At 71.0% G+C, this 18,744-nt stretch carries 20 protein-coding genes; 15 read left to right on the top strand and 5 right to left on the bottom strand.

Annotated features, from left to right (window positions below):
- Positions 1 to 201 precede the first annotated feature (201 nt).
- Together A4R25_RS27430 and A4R25_RS27425 are read left to right on the top strand one after the other, a co-directional pair.
- On the top strand, positions 202 to 1,263 hold the full coding sequence (locus A4R25_RS27430; RefSeq protein ID WP_043326973.1) for an acyl-CoA desaturase: 1,062 nt from the start codon (positions 202 to 204) through the stop codon (positions 1,261 to 1,263).
- 135 nt (positions 1,264 to 1,398) lie between these two features.
- Entirely contained in the window at positions 1,399 to 1,827 is a 429-nt protein-coding gene (locus A4R25_RS27425) for an STAS domain-containing protein (RefSeq protein WP_043326971.1), read from the top strand.
- 80 nt (positions 1,828 to 1,907) lie between these two features.
- Here the strand turns inward: A4R25_RS27425 and A4R25_RS27420 are convergent, their stop codons facing one another.
- Complete coding sequence (locus tag A4R25_RS27420) at positions 1,908 to 2,210, bottom strand: lipopolysaccharide assembly protein LapA domain-containing protein (protein ID WP_197494980.1); 303 nt, start codon at positions 2,208 to 2,210, stop codon at positions 1,908 to 1,910.
- 280 nt (positions 2,211 to 2,490) lie between these two features.
- On the opposite strand from A4R25_RS27420, the gene A4R25_RS27415 reads away from it, so the two are divergent.
- The 11 genes from A4R25_RS27415 (at position 2,491) to A4R25_RS27370 (ending at position 14,023) form a co-directional block, all read left to right on the top strand.
- Positions 2,491 to 3,471, top strand: coding sequence for a GAF and ANTAR domain-containing protein (locus A4R25_RS27415; protein WP_197494979.1), 981 nt, complete (start codon positions 2,491 to 2,493; stop codon positions 3,469 to 3,471).
- A 97-nt stretch (positions 3,472 to 3,568) separates the two neighbouring features.
- Positions 3,569 to 4,300: a GAF and ANTAR domain-containing protein gene (locus A4R25_RS27410; RefSeq protein ID WP_043330684.1), complete on the top strand. Its 732-nt coding sequence runs from the start codon at positions 3,569 to 3,571 to the stop codon at positions 4,298 to 4,300.
- 128 nt (positions 4,301 to 4,428) lie between these two features.
- The gene (locus tag A4R25_RS27405; protein ID WP_082931161.1) at positions 4,429 to 5,229 is read left to right on the top strand and encodes a SigB/SigF/SigG family RNA polymerase sigma factor; all 801 of its coding nucleotides are present in this window, start codon (positions 4,429 to 4,431) and stop codon (positions 5,227 to 5,229) included.
- A gap of 51 nt (positions 5,230 to 5,280) precedes the next feature.
- Positions 5,281 to 5,454, top strand: a complete 174-nt coding sequence (locus A4R25_RS31600; RefSeq protein WP_176722769.1) for a hypothetical protein — start codon at positions 5,281 to 5,283, stop codon at positions 5,452 to 5,454.
- Entirely contained in the window at positions 5,451 to 6,464 is a 1,014-nt protein-coding gene (locus A4R25_RS27400; RefSeq protein WP_064448566.1) for a glycosyltransferase family 4 protein, read from the top strand. The genes A4R25_RS31600 and A4R25_RS27400 overlap by 4 nt, the downstream gene beginning before the upstream one ends.
- Positions 6,465 to 6,583: 119 nt before the next feature.
- Complete coding sequence (locus A4R25_RS27395) at positions 6,584 to 7,720, top strand: glycosyltransferase (RefSeq protein WP_064448565.1); 1,137 nt, start codon at positions 6,584 to 6,586, stop codon at positions 7,718 to 7,720.
- A 23-nt stretch (positions 7,721 to 7,743) separates the two neighbouring features.
- Positions 7,744 to 8,769, top strand: coding sequence for a hypothetical protein (locus A4R25_RS27390; protein WP_043330681.1), 1,026 nt, complete (start codon positions 7,744 to 7,746; stop codon positions 8,767 to 8,769).
- A complete protein-coding gene (locus A4R25_RS27385) occupies positions 8,766 to 10,253 on the top strand; it encodes a glycosylase (RefSeq protein ID WP_064448617.1) in 1,488 nt (495 codons plus the stop codon). The genes A4R25_RS27390 and A4R25_RS27385 overlap by 4 nt, the downstream gene beginning before the upstream one ends.
- Before the next feature lie 237 nt (positions 10,254 to 10,490).
- Positions 10,491 to 11,024 carry a SigE family RNA polymerase sigma factor gene (locus tag A4R25_RS27380; RefSeq protein ID WP_043330679.1) on the top strand — a complete coding sequence of 178 codons (534 nt, stop codon included), beginning with the start codon at positions 10,491 to 10,493 and terminating at the stop codon, positions 11,022 to 11,024.
- Positions 11,011 to 12,243: a hypothetical protein gene (locus A4R25_RS27375; protein ID WP_064448564.1), complete on the top strand. Its 1,233-nt coding sequence runs from the start codon at positions 11,011 to 11,013 to the stop codon at positions 12,241 to 12,243. The genes A4R25_RS27380 and A4R25_RS27375 overlap by 14 nt, the downstream gene beginning before the upstream one ends.
- Before the next feature lie 340 nt (positions 12,244 to 12,583).
- On the top strand, positions 12,584 to 14,023 hold the full coding sequence (locus A4R25_RS27370) for an alpha/beta hydrolase (RefSeq protein WP_158559964.1): 1,440 nt from the start codon (positions 12,584 to 12,586) through the stop codon (positions 14,021 to 14,023).
- Positions 14,024 to 14,854: 831 nt separating this feature from the next.
- On the opposite strand, the gene A4R25_RS27360 is transcribed toward A4R25_RS27370, so the two are convergent.
- The 4 genes from A4R25_RS27360 to A4R25_RS27350 form a co-directional block, all read right to left on the bottom strand.
- Positions 14,855 to 15,502, bottom strand: a complete 648-nt coding sequence (locus A4R25_RS27360; protein WP_064448561.1) for a nucleotidyl transferase AbiEii/AbiGii toxin family protein — start codon at positions 15,500 to 15,502, stop codon at positions 14,855 to 14,857.
- Positions 15,503 to 15,504: 2 nt separating this feature from the next.
- A complete protein-coding gene (locus A4R25_RS27355; protein WP_064448560.1) occupies positions 15,505 to 16,071 on the bottom strand; it encodes a hypothetical protein in 567 nt (188 codons plus the stop codon).
- Positions 16,072 to 16,165: 94 nt separating this feature from the next.
- Positions 16,166 to 16,474: a helicase (end) gene (locus tag A4R25_RS31940; RefSeq protein WP_082931159.1), complete on the bottom strand. Its 309-nt coding sequence runs from the start codon at positions 16,472 to 16,474 to the stop codon at positions 16,166 to 16,168.
- Entirely contained in the window at positions 16,471 to 17,151 is a 681-nt protein-coding gene (locus A4R25_RS27350; RefSeq protein ID WP_231915650.1) for a hypothetical protein, read from the bottom strand. The genes A4R25_RS31940 and A4R25_RS27350 overlap by 4 nt, the downstream gene beginning before the upstream one ends.
- A 61-nt stretch (positions 17,152 to 17,212) precedes the next feature.
- Here A4R25_RS27350 and A4R25_RS27345 point away from each other — a divergent pair, with 61 nt between their 5' ends.
- Together A4R25_RS27345 and A4R25_RS27340 are read left to right on the top strand one after the other, a co-directional pair.
- A complete protein-coding gene (locus A4R25_RS27345; protein WP_231915649.1) occupies positions 17,213 to 17,524 on the top strand; it encodes a hypothetical protein in 312 nt (103 codons plus the stop codon).
- 6 nt (positions 17,525 to 17,530) lie between these two features.
- Positions 17,531 to 18,682, top strand: coding sequence for a hypothetical protein (locus A4R25_RS27340; RefSeq protein ID WP_064448558.1), 1,152 nt, complete (start codon positions 17,531 to 17,533; stop codon positions 18,680 to 18,682).
- The last annotated feature ends 62 nt before the right edge of the window (positions 18,683 to 18,744 follow it).

Below are 18,744 nucleotides of genomic sequence, written 5' to 3'. Positions count from 1 at the left end.
TCGACGTGGTAACCCTGCTGGGTGAGACGATCCGTTTCCTACGTCGCCGACGAGGGTACTGACCTCAGGCTGCATCCGACGTCCTAGCCGGATCGCGGCGGTCGCCCGGACTCCCGCGGCCTGTCGTCCGCACCTCCCGCACACGCTTGCCGCACTCGGAGACGTGAACCTTCCTGTGCGGTGGGAGATCCGAGGAGTCCCATGTCGAGCTCGACTGCCTGTCCTCCCGTCACCGAATTCGCCGACACTTCACCTCCGCACCGGAAGCCCGCGGGCGGCAGTGACTTCGCCGTGCTCAACCGACGGGTCGTCCGGGCCGGTCTGCTCGAACGGCGTCCCACTTACTACGCCGTACGGATGGTCACGGTGGCATCGATGCTGGTGGCCGGATGGACAGCGTTGTGGTTGGTCGGAGCGTCCTGGTGGACCCTCGCCGTCGCCGCCTTCCTGGGTGTCGCGTTCTCGCATGCGGCTCTGGTGGCCCACGATCTGGCGCACCGGCAGGTGTTCCGCACCGGGAAGCTCAGCGAGCGGGCGGGCCGGATCGCGGCCAACATCGCGGTCGGGATGAGCTACGGCTGGTGGATGGAGAAGCACACCCGCCACCACAACAACCCCAACCATGACGATCTCGACCCGGATGTGGCGTCGGAGGTGCTGATCTGGGCCAGCGGGTCGGCCCGGGGGCGACGCGGGCTGAAGGGATACGTCACCCGTCACCAGGCCGGTCTGTTCTTCCCGCTGCTGACGCTGCTGAGCATCGGCCTGCGGGTGTCCAGCGTCAGGGCGTTGCTGGCCCCCGGGATGAAGCGCCGCGGTCTGGAGGCCGGCTTGATGGGCCTTCACCTCGCTGCCTACGTCGCCGCCCTGCTGTTGGTGCTCACCCCTTGGCAGGCACTGGCGTTCTTCGCCGTTCACCACGCGGTGTTCGGTGTCTACCTGGGGATGACGTTCGCGCCGAACCACAAGGGCATGCCGCATCCGGAGGGCACCGAGGACTACCTGCGCAAGCAGGTGCTGACCTCACGAAACGTGACCGGTGGCCGGCTGACCGACGCCGCGCTGGGCGGTCTGAACTATCAGATCGAGCATCACCTGTTCCCGGCGATGCCGACACCGAACCTTCGCCGGGCGCAACCGATGGTCGAGGCCTACTGCAGGGAGATCGGAGTCGCCTACGAGCAGGCCAGCCTGGTCCAGTCGTACCGGCAGGCGTTGCGGCACCTGCACGAGGTCGGTGCGCCGCTGCGCGACAACCGGTGAGGCGGAGGACCGCCGCGTCCCGCCCGGTCACATCGGCTGTCGGCATCGGGTCGCCGGGCGGTAGCATCAGGACACGGCCTGTTCAGGTCGTTGCCCCAGCCCTCGGCATCAGGTCGTTCATGCCGAGGTGAGGCTATGGCCCAGGTGTCCGGCGCGCATTTCGTCATCACCCTACTGATCTCGCCTCGACGTCCCAGCGCCCTGATCCGCCTGGCGGGTGAGATCGACATGGAGGCCGACCCGGCACTGTCGGGCGTGGTGGAGCGCCTGTCGATCATCGCGCCGACCGAGGTCGTCGTGGATCTGGCCGATGTCACCTTCGCCTCCTCCGCGCTGCCCAGTTTCCTCGCCCGGGCGCATATCGCGCTCGCGGCTGATTCCGCCCTCGTCGTCTGCCGGCCCGGGGGCAGCATCCTGCGGTTGCTGCGGATCACGAACATGGAAGAGCTGGTGACGCTGCGTCCTGACCTGCCGGTGGCCGAAGACTGGACGCCGAGCAGCGCCGCGTCGCTGATCGCCCCTTCTTCCGCGCCGACCGCGCCCGGCTCTACGTCACCATGCTGACCATCGGCTACCTGGTCAGCCGCGGCCTGGCCAAGGCCGGCAGCCGCTCCGCTCCCCACGCCTGATCCCGCGGACACGGCTCAGTCGTCCTGATCCGCTGCGCGGGGCGGCAGCGGGACTACCGTGATGCCGTTCACCGGCGGGGGAGTCGGACGATGCTCGGGCGCGCCGGCTTCCCGCATGCGACGGCGACCCAGCAATCTGAGTTGCACGATCCGGGCGGTGCCGGGGAGTGCGACGAGCAGGACCCCGGAGACCGCGGCCAGCAGCAGGGCCACCCCCATCGGCAGCGTGCCGTGCGCGCCGAGGAACGACACCTCGGCGGGTTGCCCGTTCTGCAGCACGAAGACGAGCAGCAGCAGGAGTACGACCGCGAACACCACGGCAGCGACCCACAGACCCCCGACCCGCGAGCGCTTCACCGCCGGTCGCGGGGGAATCGGGCGAGAGGCATCGGTGCCGCGGTGACCGTCGCGCGGGAAGAATCGAACATGACTGTTCCGGGGTGCGGTCATGAGAACCGCCGCCTTCCGAGGAGTATCCGGCCGGCCTGAGCGCGGTGGTGCGCCGGCGCGTCTGGTTGATTGCGGGCCTGTGACAGACCGTCGCGGTCCGACGTGCGGTGGACGGTGCCCTGCCGGGAGCGAGGGTAGGCCCCGCGACTTGACCGGTCGGGATGGCGTCGCGAACGGGGCGTCCGTCGGCGGCGGGCTGTCAGCCACCGGGGTCCCGAGCGACACTGCCAGCGTACGCTCCCTTGCCTCGATCGGCTCGGCGTCGTCGCGTCCGTTGCCGCCGGTAGCGCGGCGGCGTCATGCGGAGTACCGTTTGCCCTTCGCCCGGGTCCCTGGCGCTGTCCGTAACGTCCGCTTCGAGCGATCCGGGTCGGAGTCAGTGGTGGACACGGACAACCCCGGGCACGGCGATCCGACGACCTCCGATCGCCGGCTGCGGCTGTGGGCCGCTCTCGGCGCTGCCGCCCGAGGTGGCGCGGTCACGGTCGGTCATGTCTGCGCGGCTGCGGTCTCGGCCGCCGACGTCGACTCCGCGGCCGTCGCCGTCGTCCTCGATGCCACGCCGCGCGAACTGGTGCACGCGACGGATCGAAGCGCTGCGGATCTGGAAGACCTGAGCCTCACCCTCGGCGAGGGGCCGTGCGTGGACGCGACCACACACGGGCCTGTCCTTGCCGCCGATCTGACCCTGCCGGAATGCCGGAAGCGCTGGCCGGCGTTCGCGTCGGCCGCGGTGCGCGTCGGGGCCTGTGCGGTGTTCGCGTTGCCACTACGGGTGGGCGGGATCAACCTCGGTGTCCTGGACCTTTACCGGGCCCGCGCCGAGGACCTCGCGGCGGAGGAGCTGGCCGACGTGCTGATCCTGGCGGACACGGCATGCGCGGTGCTGCTGGACGGCGCGACGAGCCACGGCGCGGACCGGAACGATCGGTGGCCCGAGGGGACCGGCCTGCACCACCCCGAGGTGCACCAGGCTACCGGAATGATCATGGCCCAGCTGGAGGTGCCCGCGGCGGTGGCACTCGCCCGGATGCTGGCCCACGCGTACTCCCGGGACCGGCGGTTGCGGGACGTGGCGACCGACATCGTCGCCCGGCGCCTGCGTCTCGGCCCGGACCGGACACGGTGACCGGAAGGGGTGAACGGGGGATCGGCGCCAGGACGGGCGCCGCACGGACCGTCCCGTCGGGTGACCGGTGGAACCATTGATTGGCGAGGTGACCGACATGGCCGAAACCCAGCTGGCCGACGTTTTCGTGGAGATGGCCGACACTCTCGTCGACGACTTCGACGTGATCGAGTTCCTGCACGTGCTGACCGAGAGGTGCGTTGATCTGCTGGGTGTGTCGGCGGCCGGGCTGCTCCTGACCGACCAGCGGGACAGGCTGCAGGTGGTCGCCGCCTCCTCCGAACGCACCCGGCTGCTGGAGCTGTTCCAGCTTCAGACCGACCAGGGGCCCTGCCTCGACTGCTTCCGTACGGGCCGACCGGTGTCGGTCGCCGACCTGGGACTGACCACCGCACAGTGGCCGAGGTTCGCCGCCGCGGCGGCCGAGGTCGGCTTCGCCGCGGTGCACGCCCTGCCCATGCGCCTGCGCTCCGAGGTCATCGGCGCGCTTAACCTCTTCGATGTCCGGCCGGGAGCTGTCGACGAGGACAAGCTCCGCATCGGTCAGGCGCTCGCCGACGTGGCCACCATCGGGCTGCTGCAACAGCGCGCCATCCACCGGCGCGACATGCTCGCCGAGCAGCTGCAGACCGCCCTGAACAGCCGCGTTCTGATCGAACAGGCCAAGGGAGTCCTCGCCGAACGCCTCCAGGTGGACGTGGGTCAGGCCTTCGCGTTGCTGCGCGACGGCGCCCGCAGCCGCAACCGGCGGCTGTCCGACCTGTCCCAGGCGATCGTCGACGGCTCCGAGCAGATCACGCTGGGCCCGGTCGACCACGGGTCCGCCTGACGACCGGTTCGGCACCCGGAACCCGTTCGGGTGTCGGTCCTGGAGATGAAGGCGTACGGTGACGGTGTCGCCCGGGTCCCCGGTGGCGCCAGTCTTGCCGCCACCAGCCCGTTAGGGGCGTTGGAACAATGGTCACCTCCGCCGTGACACCCACAGCCACCTTCTCCCCTCCGACGCCGAACCCGGCCTCGGGGATCAATGAAGACATGTTGCGTCGACGCGCCGCCCTGACCGTCGACGATCCCGAGCGCGTACGGCTACGAAATCGGGTCATCGAGGCGAATCTGCCGATGGCGTGTCGGTTGGCCCGCCGGTACACCGGTCGCGGGGAGTCCTACGACGATCTGGCGCAGATCGGCGCGCTCGGCCTGATCAAGGCCGTCGACGGATACGACGGCGGTCGTGGCGTGCCGTTCGCCGCCTACGCCGTCCCGACCATCCTCGGCGGCATCCGGAAGCACTTCCGCGACTCGGCCTGGGCGATCCGGGTTCCGCGTCCGACCCAGGAACTGGGTGCACGGGTGCCCGAGGCCCGGGGCAGGCTGGCGCAGCAACACGGCCGCCAGCCGACCGATCGAGAGCTCGCCGACGACCTGGAGGTGACCGTCGCCCAGGTCCTGGCCGCCGTCGTCGCCCTCGGTGTCTATCGCCTGGCATCGCTGAACGAGCCACGACTCGCGGCCGACCGCATCGAACGCCACGCGCGCAGCGGCACCGTCGATGCGGGCTACGCGGCCGTCGACGACCACCTCACCCTCGGGCCGCTCCTCGCGGCGCTTCCCCCACGCGAACTCCGGATCCTGACCATGAGGTTCACCGGTGACCTGACCCAGGCGCAGATCGCCGCCCGGGTCGGGCTGTCCCAGATGCACGTCTCCCGGCTGCTGAAGCGCTCGCTGGCTCAACTGAGAACAGGGCTCCTCCGCTGACCCGGCGCCGGCACGCGGAACCACTCCGAACAGCTTCTCGAGAGGCAGATGATGGGGATCGCCAGAAACCGGATCGTCGCGGCGCTGCGCGAGCGCGGTCAGCACGCCAGGGCCGACTGGGTCGAGCGCGACCTACCGGAGCGGGTGGACCCCGCTAAGCACGTGGGGCTGCTCGCGACCCTGCGTCTCGATCCGGCCGACCTCGCCGACTCGCCGTCCCCGTGAGGGTCGCCCTGCTCGGGCCGGTCGCCTGGCGGACACCCCCGCACCACTACGGCCCCTGGGAGCAGGTGACCGGGCTGCTCGCGGAGGGGTTGGTCACCCGTGGCGTGGAGGTGACCCTGTTCGCGACGCTGGACTCCGTCACCTCCGCCGCCCTCGACGGTGTGTGCCCCCGCGGGTACGCCGACGACCCGGCCATGGACGGCCGGGTGTGGGAGGCGATGCACGTCTCCCACGCGATGGCCCGTTCGTCGGAGTTCGACCTGGTGCACAGCCACCTCGACTGGCTGCCGCTCGCCTTCGCCGAACACTGCCGCGCGCCGCTGCTCACCACCGTGCACGGTTTCTCCGGTGCGGGCATCCTCCCCGCGTACGCCCGGGCCCGCTCGTCCTACGTCTCGATCTCCGACGCCGACCGGAACGCGGACCTCGACTACGTCGCCACGGTGCACCACGGTGTCGACCTGACCGGGCTGCCGTTCACCCGCGACGCCGGCCCGGGACTGGCCGCCTTCGGCCGGATCCACCCCGACAAGGGCACCCACACCGCCATCGAGATCGCCCGCCGCGCCGGACGGCCGCTGACCATCTGCGGCATCGTTCAGGACGAGCGGTACTTCGCCGAGCAGGTGGCCCCCCACATCGACGGCGACCGGGTCGTCTTCCTCGGCTCGGTCGGCCCTCGGCGGCGTGCGGAGGTGCTGGGCGCGAGCGCCGCGCTGCTGCACCCGATCGCCTTCGACGAGCCGTTCGGGCTCTCGGTGGTGGAGTCGATGGCCTGCGGCACGCCGGTCGTCGCGTACGCGCGCGGGTCGATGCCGGAGGTCGTCGACGAAGGGGTGACGGGGTTCCTCGTGCGGACCGCCGAGCAGGCCGTCGACGCCGTCGGCCGGGCTGCCGCGCTGGACCGGGCCACCTGTCGGACCCGGGCCGGGCAACGCTTCGGCGCGGACCGCATGGTGACCGACTACCTGACCGTCTACGACCGCCTCACCCGTCGGTCGCACCGCTGAACCCCCGGCCACCACCGCCCGATCCGTTCCGCCGGCCACACACGCTGGCCGGCGTGCGCCGACACCGCGTGAGGCCGCCCCCACTCCGAGGCGGCCGACAACCGGAAGGCCCGACACCCATGCCCAGCTACGGCTTCCTCAGCACGCACCCACCGACCCGATGCGGACTGGCCACCTTCAACTCCGCCCTCGCCACCCACCTGACCGCCGACGGCACGCGCGGCGGCATCGTCCGGGTCACCGACCACGGCGACGACCTGCGGGCCGGACCCGGGGTCGTGCACACCTGGTCGGCCCGTACGCAGACCGGCTGGCGGGACGCCGCGGCCGTCCTCAACACCTTCGACGTGGCCGTCGTGCAGCACGAGTACGGCATCTACCCCGGCGCCGACGGCGAGGACGTCCTGCCGCTGCTGCGCCGGCTCACCGTGCCGAGCATCGTGGTCCTGCACACCGTGCTCCGCCGGCCCTCGCCCAGGCAGAAGTCCCTGCTGGAGCAGATCGTCACCGCCGCGGGAGCGGTCGTCACCATGACCCGCACGGCTCACGACCGGCTGCTCGTCGGCTACGCCGTACGTCCGGACAAGGTCACGGTCATCCCGCACGGCGCCGCCGAACACGTCCACGTGCCCGCCGACCGCCGTACCCGCCCGCACCTGCTGACCTGGGGACTGCTCGGCCCGGGCAAGGGCGTCGAGTGGTCGTTGCGGGCCCTCGCGCGGTTGCAGGACCTCGAACCGACCCCCACCTACACGATTGCCGGCCGGACCCATCCGAAGGTGGTCGAGCACCAGGGGGAGGCGTACCGGGCGGGACTGCACCAGCTCGGCGCCCAGCTGGGCATCGCCCACGCCGTGGACTACCAGAACGTCTACCACGACCAACCCGCGCTCGCCCGGTTGATCCGCTCCGCCGACGTGGTCGTGCTGCCCTACGACTCCCGCGAACAGGTCACCTCCGGCGTGCTCATCGAGGCGGTGGCCGCCGGGGTGCCCGTCGTGGCCACGGCCTTCCCGCATGCCGTCGAGCTGCTCAACGGCGGGCCCGGTCTGGTCGTACCCCACCAGGATTCGGCGGCGCTGGCCGCCGCGATCCGGCGGATCCTGACCGAGCCCGGCCTGGCCGCCCGGCTGGCGGGCCGCGTCCGGCCGCCGGCCGCGGACCTGCGCTGGCCGGCGGTGGCGGCCAGCTACGGCACGCTCGCCGAGCGGCTCGTCGCCGCCCGCCTCTCCGCGGTCAGCGCGGCGTCGGCGTGACCGCGACCACCGATCTGTCCAACATGTCAGGCAGCGGTGGCCGGCATCCGACGCCCCGGCCGAGCTTCGCGCACCTGAGCCGTTTGAGTGACGACACCGGCCTGTTCGAGCACGCCCGACACGCCATCGTCCGCCGCGAACACGGCTACTGCACCGATGACGCCGCGCGCGGGCTGGTCGTCACCAGCCGGGAGCCGGAGCCGACCCCGGAGGTGCTCGGGCTGGCGGAGCGCTACCTCGCGTTCCTCACCCACGCGCAGGACACCCGGGGCGCCTTCCGCAATCGGCTCGGCCACGACCGGCGGTGGACCGACGCCCCCGGGCTCGGCGACTGGTGGGGGCGGGCGCTGTGGGGGCTCGGCACCGCCGCCGCCCGCAGCCCCGCGCCCTGGATCCGGGAGGAGGCACTCGTCGCCTTCGGCCGGGGCGCCAGACGGCGCTCCCCGGCCCCGCACGCGATGGCCTTCGCCGGGCTCGGTGCCATCGAGGTGCTGCGCCGCCACCCGGGCCACGCCGATGCGGCCACACTGCTCATGGACGCGGCCGCCACGATCGGCGCCCCCGGCCCCGACCCGCTCTGGCCCTGGCCGCAGCCGTGCCTGACCTATGCCAACGCGGCCCTCGCGGAGGTCGTCATCGCGGCCAGTCAGCTACGCCACGACGGCCCGCCCCTCGACGACGGCCTGCGGATGCTGACCTGGCTGCGCGACGTCCAGCTCCGTGATGGACACCTGTCGGTCGTACCCGCCGGCGGGTGGCAGCGCGGCGCGGCGCGGCTGCGCCACGACCAGCAGGCGATCGAGGTAGCCGCGTTCGCCGACGCCTGCGCCACCGCCGCCGCCGTCACCGGCGACCCCGGCTGGGAGACCGGCGTCCGGCAGGCGGTGGGGTGGTTCCTCGGCGACAACGACGTCGGTACGCGGATGTGGGATCCGGCGACCGGCGGCGGCTACGACGGGCTGACCCCGCACGGACCCAACCTCAACCAGGGCGCCGAATCGACCCTCGCGCTGATCTCCACCGTGCAGCACGCCCGGCGGTGGTCGTGACCGACACCCTGGCCGTCCGGCACGGCGCCATCCTGGCCCCGGATCCACGCCGGGTCGTCGTCAAGCTCTTCGTCCCGGGTGAGGACGCCGCCCTGGTACGCAGCCGAGCGCGGGCGCTCATCGACCGCGTCGCGCACCTCGACGACGAGGAGACCGGCCGGCTGCTGAGGGAGACCTTCGACCGGTTCGGCACCCGGCACCGCGATCTGGACGCCACGTTCCACCACCACTACGACCTCGTCCGGCACCGCATCGCCCGGGGCCGGGACCTTTCCCCCACCACCCGGCTCCTGATCGGCGCCTACTTCAGCCACGAGTACGCGGTCGAGGCGGCGGCCCTGTGCAACCCGTCGATGGTTGCCCATCCGGACCAGACCGGCCTGATCGCCGGGCAACTGCGCGTCGCGATCAGCCTGCGCCAGATCGGCGAGGGGCACCTGTCGTCCATCGGGTTCGCCACCGCGGTCCTCGGACCCGGACTCCGGCTCACCGTCGCCGACCGGTCCGGGCCGCCGGTCGTCGGACAGCGGACGGCCGTACGACACCGCCGGGACCTCCTCGCCGCCGGCCTGACCGAGGTGGACTGCGACAACGAAATCACCGCCACCGTGCTGCACGCCCTGCCCGAACGCTACGACGAGGCGACCTTCGACCGGGTGATCGGCGATCTGCCACCGGACCTGCTCTCCCGCAGCACCGGACCGGACACCCTCGAACAGGTACGCCGCACCAACGCCGCCAGTTACGCCACGATCTTCCCCGCCGACACCGCCCTGCATCAACGAGTCCTCTGGCCGGCCGTTCCGGCGGAGGGCAACGGCATGGAGGACGCCCGGTTCGTCAGGTTCACCGGCGAGTCCGGACCCTTGTACCGGGCGACCTACACCGCCTACGACGGACGGCGCATCGCCACCCGCACGCTTGCCAGCGTGGACCTGCGCCGATTCGACAGCACCCCGATGCGCGGGCCGGGCGTCCGCAACAAGGGCGTCGCGCTGTTCCCCCGTACCGTGGCCGGACGGCACCTCGCCCTGTGCCGCGCGGACGGCGAGACCATCGGCCTGACCAGCCTGGACCGTGAGAACCGGTGGCGGAGGCCGGTGCCGCTGCACGCCCCCCGGGACAGCTGGGAACTGATCCAGGTCGGCAACTGCGGATCGCCCATCGAGACCGACGCCGGCTGGCTCGTGCTCACCCACGGCGTCGGCCCGATGCGCCGGTACGCCATCGGCGCGCTCCTGCTCGACCTGCGCCGGCCGGAACGGGTGATCGCGCGGCTGCCCGGCGCGCTCCTGTCACCCGACGAGGCCGAGCAGGACGGTTACGTCCCCAACGTCGTCTACTCCTGCGGCGCGCTCGTACACGACGGCGAGCTGTGGCTGCCGTACGGGGCCGGCGACAACCGGGTCGGGTTCGCCACCGTGCCGGTGGCCACGCTCCTCGCCGCGATGGTGGAATCCGCTCCGGGCGGCCGGGACGGATGAGCGGCCGCCGGTACGACGATCCGGACGGTCGGTGTCGGCCGAATCCTGCTCGGGTGTGGACGGCCTGGACCGGCGGGCGACCACTACCTGCTCGACCGCGACGACGCTCTCTTCAGAGCGCGTCGGCGCGACCGTAGAACCCGCTCGATCATCCTGTTGATCCGCCAACTTCTTCGAGTGGTGCAACTTTCCGGGTGGGCGGTTCCGTTCTACCTCCGTCACGAGGAGGCAGCGCACTTGATAGCCGAAGACGAGCAAGCATTCCGCGAGTTCGTGACGTCAGAAATGGCGTCACTGCGCAAGCTGGCGTACGTGACCTGCGGCGACTGGCACGCGGCGGAGGACGCCGTGGCCAATGCTCTGGTCAAGCTCTATCCCCGCTGGCGGAAGCTGGACCGGCCCGATCTCTACGTCAAGACCATGGTCTACCGGGCCGCGGTCGACGAGACCCGTCGGCCGTGGCGGCGCGAGCGGTCGGCCGGTGACGCCATGCCGGACATCGCGCTGCGCGACCCCGCCGGTGCGAGCGACGAGCGGATGCGCCTGCGGGCGGCGCTCGACTCGGTGCCACCCCGGCAGCGAGCCGCGGTCGTGCTCCGGCACTACCTGGATCTGAGCCTGGAGGACACCGCCAGCGTCCTGAACTGCACGGTGGGCACGGCCAAGAGTCAGGTGTCCCGTGGCCTGGCGAAGCTGCGCGAGTCACTCGGCGGCGACCGTACCGATCTCAACGGACCATCGATAAAGGAGTGGACCCATGCGGTTGCATGATCTCGTGGACGCGGTAACGGGCGATGAGCCGCCGATGTCCCGCACCGTCGACGACATCATCACGGCAGGGCGGCGGGCGCAGCGCCGCCGTCGGGCCGGATTCGCGTCAGCCGGCGCGGCGGGCCTCGTCGTGGCCGTGGTCGCCGGTGCGTTCGTGGTACCGGCTCTGGGTGCGCAGCAGAGCCCCCCGGCCGCGCCGTTCGTGGCCGGTGCGGCGGCGTCCGAGCCGGCCGGGGCCGAGTGGCCCGACGCCGCGTCGTTCACCTTCACCTTCACCGGGTACGACGCCGGCACGCTGCATGTGCAGGACCCGATCGTCGCGTCCACCGCGTACCAGATCGCTCCCGTCTACTCCGACGGTCACACCTCGAACGACAAGCCCATGACCCGCCAGGAGGTGGAGGAGCAGGGCGACGCGTTCTTGCGGAACAAGGAAAACGGGAAGCCGGCCCTCTTGGCGTACCTGACCGTCTACCGGCCCGGTGCCTTCGACCCGGCCGGGATCAAGGACGGCGCGAACGTCACCGTGGCCGGGCGCAGGGCCGTGCAGGCGACGCTGCCGGTCGGCCTTGACCCGCAACGCCCGGTGGATGGCGGCAACAAGCTCTTCGCCTGGGAGTACGCCGACAACGCCTGGGCGGCTGTCACGTCGTACTCCGGCGACAAGGCCACGCCGAGCTTCGAGGAGCTGGGCGGCCTGGTCGAAGGCCTGAAGCCCAGCAGGCCGACGCCGGCCCTGGTGCCCTTCACGGTGGGCTACCTGCCGGACGGTTACGTGCCGTTGCAGATCGGCACCCACGCCACGGCGGGCCTCGGCGGCATCGCCGCGGCCCGCGGCGGCGACTACGGCGGCGCGACGTACACCAGGTCCGCCGCGCCCACCACTGGGCTGACCGCACCGTACGAGGCGAGCGAGGGTGGCATCAAAGACGGGTTCCACATCTCGGTCATCCCGAGCAGCAGCGCGAACCAGACGCCGGAGCCCGGTGTGACGAAGTGCTACGACGTACCCGACCGGCCCGGGTGGGACGGCCCGCAGGTCGACATCTGGTGCCAGTTCCGGAGCGCCGACGGCGCAGTCGTAGTCGAGGTCAGCCCCGATGGTGCCGGTAACACGCTGCCGCGGGTCGAGCTGGAGAAGATCGCCAAGGGGATCACGGTCGCCGACGTCGAGGACGAGTCGACCTGGACTCCGGCCGCGACCGCCCTGCGGCCATGACGGCCAGCGCCGGCACCACGACGGTGCTGTTCCGCAGGGCCGCTTCAGCGGCTCCTGTCGCGAAGAATGAAGGCTTGGGATGAGACGCAGAGCAAAGGCCGGTCTGATTGCCACGGCAACAGCGGCTCTGTGCGTACAGGTGGTGCCTCTCGCCGAGGCGAACACCGCGCCGAAGTCCGACGCGGTGCCGGTCGGACTGGCGGAGTTCTACGCGCAGCGTCCTGCGTGGGGACCCTGCCCCCGCCCGCCGGTGCCACCGAGGCGGTCACCGGATGCTTCGGCGTCCGCGCTTCCCCGTGCCGGGAGCGCGTCCCCGGCGGTGGAATGCACGACTGTGCGGGTGCCGTTGGACTACCGGCGACCGGACGGTCCCCGGGAGACCGTCGAGCTCTCCCGGCGCCTGGCGAGCGATCAGCCGAACCGGCTCGGCGTACTGGTCGAGGTCCCCGGCGGGCCGGGCGGGCAGGGAATCTACGCGCCGGAGGACCCGGCGTACGAGGCGCTGTCAACGCGGTACGACATCATCGGGTACAACCCGCGCGGTGTCGGGCAGTCGCAGCCTCTGCTGTGCGAGGGCACGAGCGTGCAGGTGTCCGGTAGGACGCGCTTCACCGACGCGCAGATGCGGGCGTACACCGAGGAGTTCCGCAGGCGTGATCAGCAATGCGAACGCGCGGACGGTGCCCGGCGTCCCTACTTCACCACCGCCAACAACGCCAGAGATCTCGACATCGTCCGCGCGGTCCTGGGTGAGCGTCAGCTGAACCTGATGGGGAAGTCCTACGGCACGTACGTGACGGCCGTCTACGGCACGCTTTTTCCGAAGCGACTGAACCGCAACGTCCTGGACTCCGCGATCCACCCGCAATGGATATGGCGGGAGGCGTGGAAGCAACAGGCAATCGCCCAACGTAGGACCGCCGACGCCTGGATGACGTGGGTGGCCGAGCGCAACGGAATCTACGGGCTGGGAACCACCCGGTCGCAGGTGCGCACCACGATCGAACGGACCCGGGCGAAGCTGGAGCAACGCCCGATCGACCAGGGTGATTTCGTGTACGACGGCACCGAGTTCGACGGCCTCGTCGGGGCCACCAACGAGGTGGCGTACTGGGACTTCTTCGCAGCGACGGCGAGCCGGCTGCGTCAGCAGGTCGAGACACCCTCGGACGTGCCGGGTGACCTGGGCCGGGCGTTGGCTCTTCAGCAAGAGATCCAGGCCGACCCGCCGCCGACCAGCAATGGCGTCTGGGAGGCAGTCAACTGCGAGGCCGAATGGCCCGCCGACCTCAAGGTGTACTACGCGGACATGCGCTACTTCTCCGAGCACTTCCCCTACGGCTGGGGTGCTTCGGCGGTTTCTCCGCGTGAGTGCACCTTCGGCTCGGTGGAGCGGGTCGAGCCGCTGGTGAAGCTGCGCCGCAGCGGCTACCCGACAGGGCTGGTCGTGCAGGAGGAGTTCGACCCGCAGACGCCGTACGAGGGCGGTCGGGCGATGGCGGACCTGCTCGGGCACCGGCTCCTCAGCGTTCCGCGCGATGGCTACCACGTCGTCCACGGCACCAACGCCTGCGTCGACGCCGCCATCGACGACTACCTGCTGAACGGAAAGCTGCCGAAACGGGGAGCGGAGTGCGAGGGAACGCCGGTCCCCGAGGTTCCGACGGATGGTTCGGCGCGGGTGGGTGAGGGCGACCGCCCGTCCCTCGACGAGCAGACGACTCTCTTGTCTGGCCGGATCCCTCGTCCGCTTCAGGCTGGTGGTCGTGCGCCCTCCTGATGTCGACGCGTGAGGGCTTGACATCCGCGCCGTTCTGGCCGAACGCCTCCGCAGTTCCGTGGTACGTCACGGCTGGCCAGGTGGTGGATCTGTTCCACGGCGCGCAGACCCGCGGGCACGGCGACCTGGAGGTCGCCGTGCCCAGCGCACTTTGCGCCCGCGCCACGGTAGATACCGCCGGAGTACGCGCGCTGGTTGATCACCTTGAGGTGGTGTGGGCCCGCTGTTCCCGCCCGTGCGTAACGTCGGCCCGGCCGAGGATCTGGCCGGTGACGGTGTCCCGGGCCTCGAGTCCGATGCGGTAACCGCCATCGGCCAGGCTGCCGGTCGCGCAGCCAGCCCGGCCGGTCGCGGGACAACCCAACGGGCCGGGCATTTCGGCGATTGCACACTCCGATCTCTCGGTGTTGATGGGCGGACCGCGCGAGCAAGGAAAGAAACCATCGGCAAGCCATCCTCGCTCTCGCCTGGTGACGCGCGTTGACGTTGTCCGGGCACTCATCCGCGACCTTAAGAATTCACTCGACCGGCACCGGTGATCCGCGCCGCAGCCTGAACCAGGCTGCTCGCCGCCGACGCAACCCCATCCGCGCCAGCCGGCCCACCCTGCCCGCCGAGATCAATTGAAGTCACATGGAGACTGCTCAAGCGGATGCCAACCCGGGTCAACCGGTGCCGACGCGGGTCACCGCGACCGACCGCCGGTCGCAACCCGGGGTTCGTGTGCTCCGCGGGTGGTCCTGGGCTGGGCGAACGACGGTCCGAGGAACGTAGGTGAACGTGTGGGTACTGCGGGTGCAGGCTCAACGTTGCCGTGAGTCGGAAGCCGAGTCACCCTTCCTCGTAGTCGAGCAGTTCGCGGCGCCACTCCGCGAATCGGCTTAAGAGATCGTCCAGCGCTGGGCCGGTGACGCCGTACTGGGCGAAGTCGTCGGGATCGAGCTGGGTGGCTTGTGCGAGGGCGTCGGCGAAGATGCGCGGGTCGAACCCACGGTCGGCGCGCTGCGCGAGGGCGAGGAGGGCGTCGCGGGTGTAGCGGCCGGATCGGAGCGTGGCGTCGATGTCGATGAAGTCGCGGGCGAACGCTCGTCCGTAGAGGGCGCTCATCTTGTTCGCGACCGCGTCGTCGGGGTGGAGGACGGGTCCGATCGCCATGAGGATCGGTTCGTTGGCGCGCCAGTCCACGCCGAGTTCGACCTTGGAAACCCGCGCGCCATCGGTGACTGTGAGCCGGGCGAAGGTGTCGTACTGCCGCTCGGTCTCGACGGTGAGGCCGTCGTCTCGGTAGGCGTGTACGACGGCGGCGACTGCGGCGGTGAATTCGTCGCGGCGGTCCCAGGCGGTGAACAGGTCGACGTCCTCGCTGGGCCGCTCCAGGAGCCCAGCGGCCTGGACCGCGTAACCGCCGGCCAGCGCGAAGCCGTATCGGTCGGCCGCCGCGAGCCCGGTACGGGCGAGGCGTTCGTGGAAGGGGTCCACCGCTATGCCGCGTTGCTGCGTGTGGCGGCGAGTTCGGGGAAGGCGTCCTCCCAGCGTTGGCGGAGCTGGGATGGCAGCCAGAGAGTGGGCCAGAGCCGCCGGAGGAGGTCGGCATCGAGCCAGGTGTGCAGGTCCTCGACGGTGCTGGCTTCGGTGAGCACCACCTTGTACATGCTGGCCAGGCGTGCGGGCCGGTTCAGGTCGTACTCGGCATGCCCGGACCAGTCGAGGTGACGCGGAAGCGTCACGGAGCCGTCGGTCGGGCCGTGCAGATCGGCGAGGGTTTCGGCCACCACGTAGGGCTTCCGGTCGCCGTAGGGCTGGTAGTCCGCTGGCGGCTGGGGTGACATCCTGCGCCGGCTGAGGTTCGTCGCCCGCCGGACTTCCGGTCGTAGCGCCTGACGGATCGTCTCCCGGCTGTACCCGGTGACGCGCTGCAGATCCACCGGCCGCCATCCGGCCGCGTGAAACGCCCGCAGCTGCTCGTCCCGCTCGGTCAGCGCGGCGGCCCGCGTCGCCTCATACCGGGAGACAACCGCCTGCAGCTCATCCTCGGAGAACCGGCCCATGGCCTTTAGCCTACCAGGCTAGGCCCAGCACGCTTGGCGTACGTCATTCTTCGGAAGCCGGCGGACCAGTCATGATGATCGCGAGGGGATGTACTCATGTTCTGGTGAAGCCGAGGGCCCGGTATCCGGGCATGCGGCGTGGGAGTGAGGCGGCGAGGATGGGAGTGGCCGGGTCGTGGTAGTCGTGGACCTCGGCGAGGTCCTTGCCGGGCGCGGCGCGGATGACGCGGCCGGCGCATTGGACGAGTAGGCCGTCGTAGGAGATCGGGCCGGCGAGGAAGAGGGTGTCGAGGGCGGGGGCGTCGAAGCCCTCACCGATGAACGGCGTGGTGCCGATGACGAGCAGGCCGGCCTTGGCGCCGTCGAGCCGGTCAACGACTGTCCGCCGTTCGCGGGTGCTCATCGCGCCTTGGAGCACAAGCGCCGGTCGTACGAGCGGAGGTCCATCGACCCGCGCAGCACCATCGCCTCCCGCAGCAGGACCGTGCCGACGGCCCGCGCGGTGGCCGCGGCAACAGCACCGGTGAAGAAGACCCACACGTGGGCACCACGGCCTGACTGGGAGACCTCCAACGCGGCCGGCACCGCGCTGGCTCGCGCCGCCTTCACGTACGCGAGGGCGTCGAGCATCGCCGTCGGCCCGTCGAAGTCGGCCACGACGAAGTGGCAGGTGTTGCCGGGCATCAGCGGGTATAGGCCCATGAACACGTCGCCGACCAGATGCGCCGCGACGACCTCCGTCGTGCGGGGCAGGTAGGTGGCACCGCGCCGGTCCATACCCTTACGCCAGCCACCGGCGACTGCGGGCATCCACCCGGCAGCGCCGGTACGGGCGTTGTCCCACCGCACGGCGTACACGTCGGCCCGGGCCCGGAACCGGTCGGCGAACAACGCCAGCTTGTCCCGAGTCGGCGAAGCCATGGTGACCAGCCCTGGCGGCTCAACCGGCGCGGACAACTGCTCCGGCGCCGCAGTCGTGTCCTGGCCGCGCAGCTCCAGCAGACGTCCCAGTCGGGCGTTCTCTGCCCGTAACCGCTCCACCTCCCGCCGAAGATCGACGAACTCGGCCACCGAACCCATGCCGACCATCCTCGCGCATCGGGCGTCGAACATCCCGGCACCGGTCCGCTATCCTCCGCCGATGGCATCGAAGGACAACGCCGCGCTGGAGGCGATGATCGAGGAAGCCACCGCCGACACGGACGGTCATGAGGACGAGCGCGCCGGCCTGTTCACCATGATCGAGGAGCATCTGGCGGTGCCGTTCACCACCACCGTCCTCGGCGTCGAGGCCACCGTACGGAAGGCCGAGCTGGCGGCGGACAACATCGTCGCGGTCTGCGCCCGAGGTCGCCACCGGCAGAGGATCGATCTCCTCGACCTGCCGTTGCTCACCCCCGCGCCGGACGGCGCCGCGTGGATCGACGCCTACCGGCACTGGGCCGGACGGTAGGCCACGGTGAGCGAGTACCAGTACTACGAGTTCACCGCCGTCGACCGGCCCCTCACCGGCCGGGAGCGGGCCGAGCTTCGGTCGCTGTCGACCCGGGCCGACATCACCGCCACCAGCTTCGTCAACACCTACGAGTGGGGCGACTTCAAGGGCGACCCGCGCACGCTGATGGAGCGGTACTTCGACGCGCACCTGTACCTGACGAACTGGGGCACCCGCCAGCTCATGCTGCGGCTACCGAAACACGTGCTCGACCCCGCCACCGTCTCCCAGTACTGCCAAGGGGACAGCGCATCCGCGTGGACCACCGGCAAGCACGTCATCATCGACCTGCACGACGAGGACGAGGACGGCACCGACGAGTGGGACCTCGACGGCCACGGCCTCCTCGCCTCCGTCATCCCGGTCCGGGCCCGCCTCGCCGCCGGCGACCTGCGCCTGCTGTACCTGGCCTGGCTGCGCTGCGTACAGTCCGCCGAGATCGCCGACGACGAGCCTGAACCGCCCGTCCCCGCCCGGCTGGGGACCCTCGACGCGTCCCTCACCGCCGTCGCCGAGTTCCTACGCATCGACCCCGACCTGATCGCGGCCGCGGCGGCCGGACCGCCGCCGGCCACCTCCGGCGAACCGACCGCTGCGCAACTACGCACCTGGGTCGTCGGGCTGCCCGCTCGGGACAAGGACGCCATCCTGACCGACCTGATCACCGGCGGCGACAGCCACCTGCGCAACCGACTGCTGCGCCGCTACCGCGACGCACACCGCACTGATACGCCCACCCCGGCAGCCGCCCGTACCGCCGGGGAACTGCTCTCCACCGCCGCGGGGTTGCGCGCCGAACGGGAACGACGGGACGCTGAGCAACGCGAACGCGACCGGATCCGCCGCGAACGGTCCGCCGCAGCAGCCCGGCAACGGCACCTCGACACCCTCGCAGTCGACCAACCCGCCGCCTGGCAGCGAGTCGACGAGCTCATCGCCACCAAGAAACCCCGCGAGTACGACACCGCCGTGCAACTCCTCATCGACCTGCGCGAACTCAGCGAACGCGACTGGGACAGTTCGTCGTTCCAGCACCGGCTGGCCGAGCTCCGGGCGGCGCATGCCCGCAAGCCCAGTTTGCTCGAACGCCTCAACCTCGCAGGCCTCGACACCTGACGCATGGTTCTTCGCTGACCGTCGCCAAGGTGTGGCAAGGATCGTGGAGGGCCGGTGCGGCG

The sequence above is a fragment of the Micromonospora sp. NBRC 110037 genome (genome assembly GCF_001652995.1).
GTDB lineage: Bacteria > Actinomycetota > Actinomycetes > Mycobacteriales > Micromonosporaceae > Micromonospora > Micromonospora chalcea.
Note: the sequence above shows the minus strand (reverse complement) of the source record. Positions and strands in the feature narration are given on the sequence as shown.

Excerpts from the sequence above, each read along its gene's own strand:
- A4R25_RS31940 (WP_082931159.1), bottom strand. The coding sequence starts at position 16,474 with ATGAGCACCCGCGAACGGCGGACAGTCGTTGACCGGCTCGACGGCGCC.
- A4R25_RS31600 (WP_176722769.1), top strand. The coding sequence starts at position 5,281 with ATGGGGATCGCCAGAAACCGGATCGTCGCGGCGCTGCGCGAGCGCGGT.
- A4R25_RS27390 (WP_043330681.1), top strand. The coding sequence starts at position 7,744 with ATGTCAGGCAGCGGTGGCCGGCATCCGACGCCCCGGCCGAGCTTCGCG.
- A4R25_RS27395 (WP_064448565.1), top strand. The coding sequence starts at position 6,584 with ATGCCCAGCTACGGCTTCCTCAGCACGCACCCACCGACCCGATGCGGA.
- A4R25_RS27355 (WP_064448560.1), bottom strand. The coding sequence starts at position 16,071 with ATGGGCCGGTTCTCCGAGGATGAGCTGCAGGCGGTTGTCTCCCGGTAT.
- A4R25_RS27405 (WP_082931161.1), top strand. The coding sequence starts at position 4,429 with ATGGTCACCTCCGCCGTGACACCCACAGCCACCTTCTCCCCTCCGACG.
- A4R25_RS27425 (WP_043326971.1), top strand. The coding sequence starts at position 1,399 with ATGGCCCAGGTGTCCGGCGCGCATTTCGTCATCACCCTACTGATCTCG.
- A4R25_RS27345 (WP_231915649.1), top strand. The coding sequence starts at position 17,213 with ATGGCATCGAAGGACAACGCCGCGCTGGAGGCGATGATCGAGGAAGCC.
- A4R25_RS27350 (WP_231915650.1), bottom strand. The coding sequence starts at position 17,151 with ATGGGTTCGGTGGCCGAGTTCGTCGATCTTCGGCGGGAGGTGGAGCGG.
- A4R25_RS27430 (WP_043326973.1), top strand. The coding sequence starts at position 202 with ATGTCGAGCTCGACTGCCTGTCCTCCCGTCACCGAATTCGCCGACACT.
- A4R25_RS27410 (WP_043330684.1), top strand. The coding sequence starts at position 3,569 with ATGGCCGAAACCCAGCTGGCCGACGTTTTCGTGGAGATGGCCGACACT.
- A4R25_RS27375 (WP_064448564.1), top strand. The coding sequence starts at position 11,011 with ATGCGGTTGCATGATCTCGTGGACGCGGTAACGGGCGATGAGCCGCCG.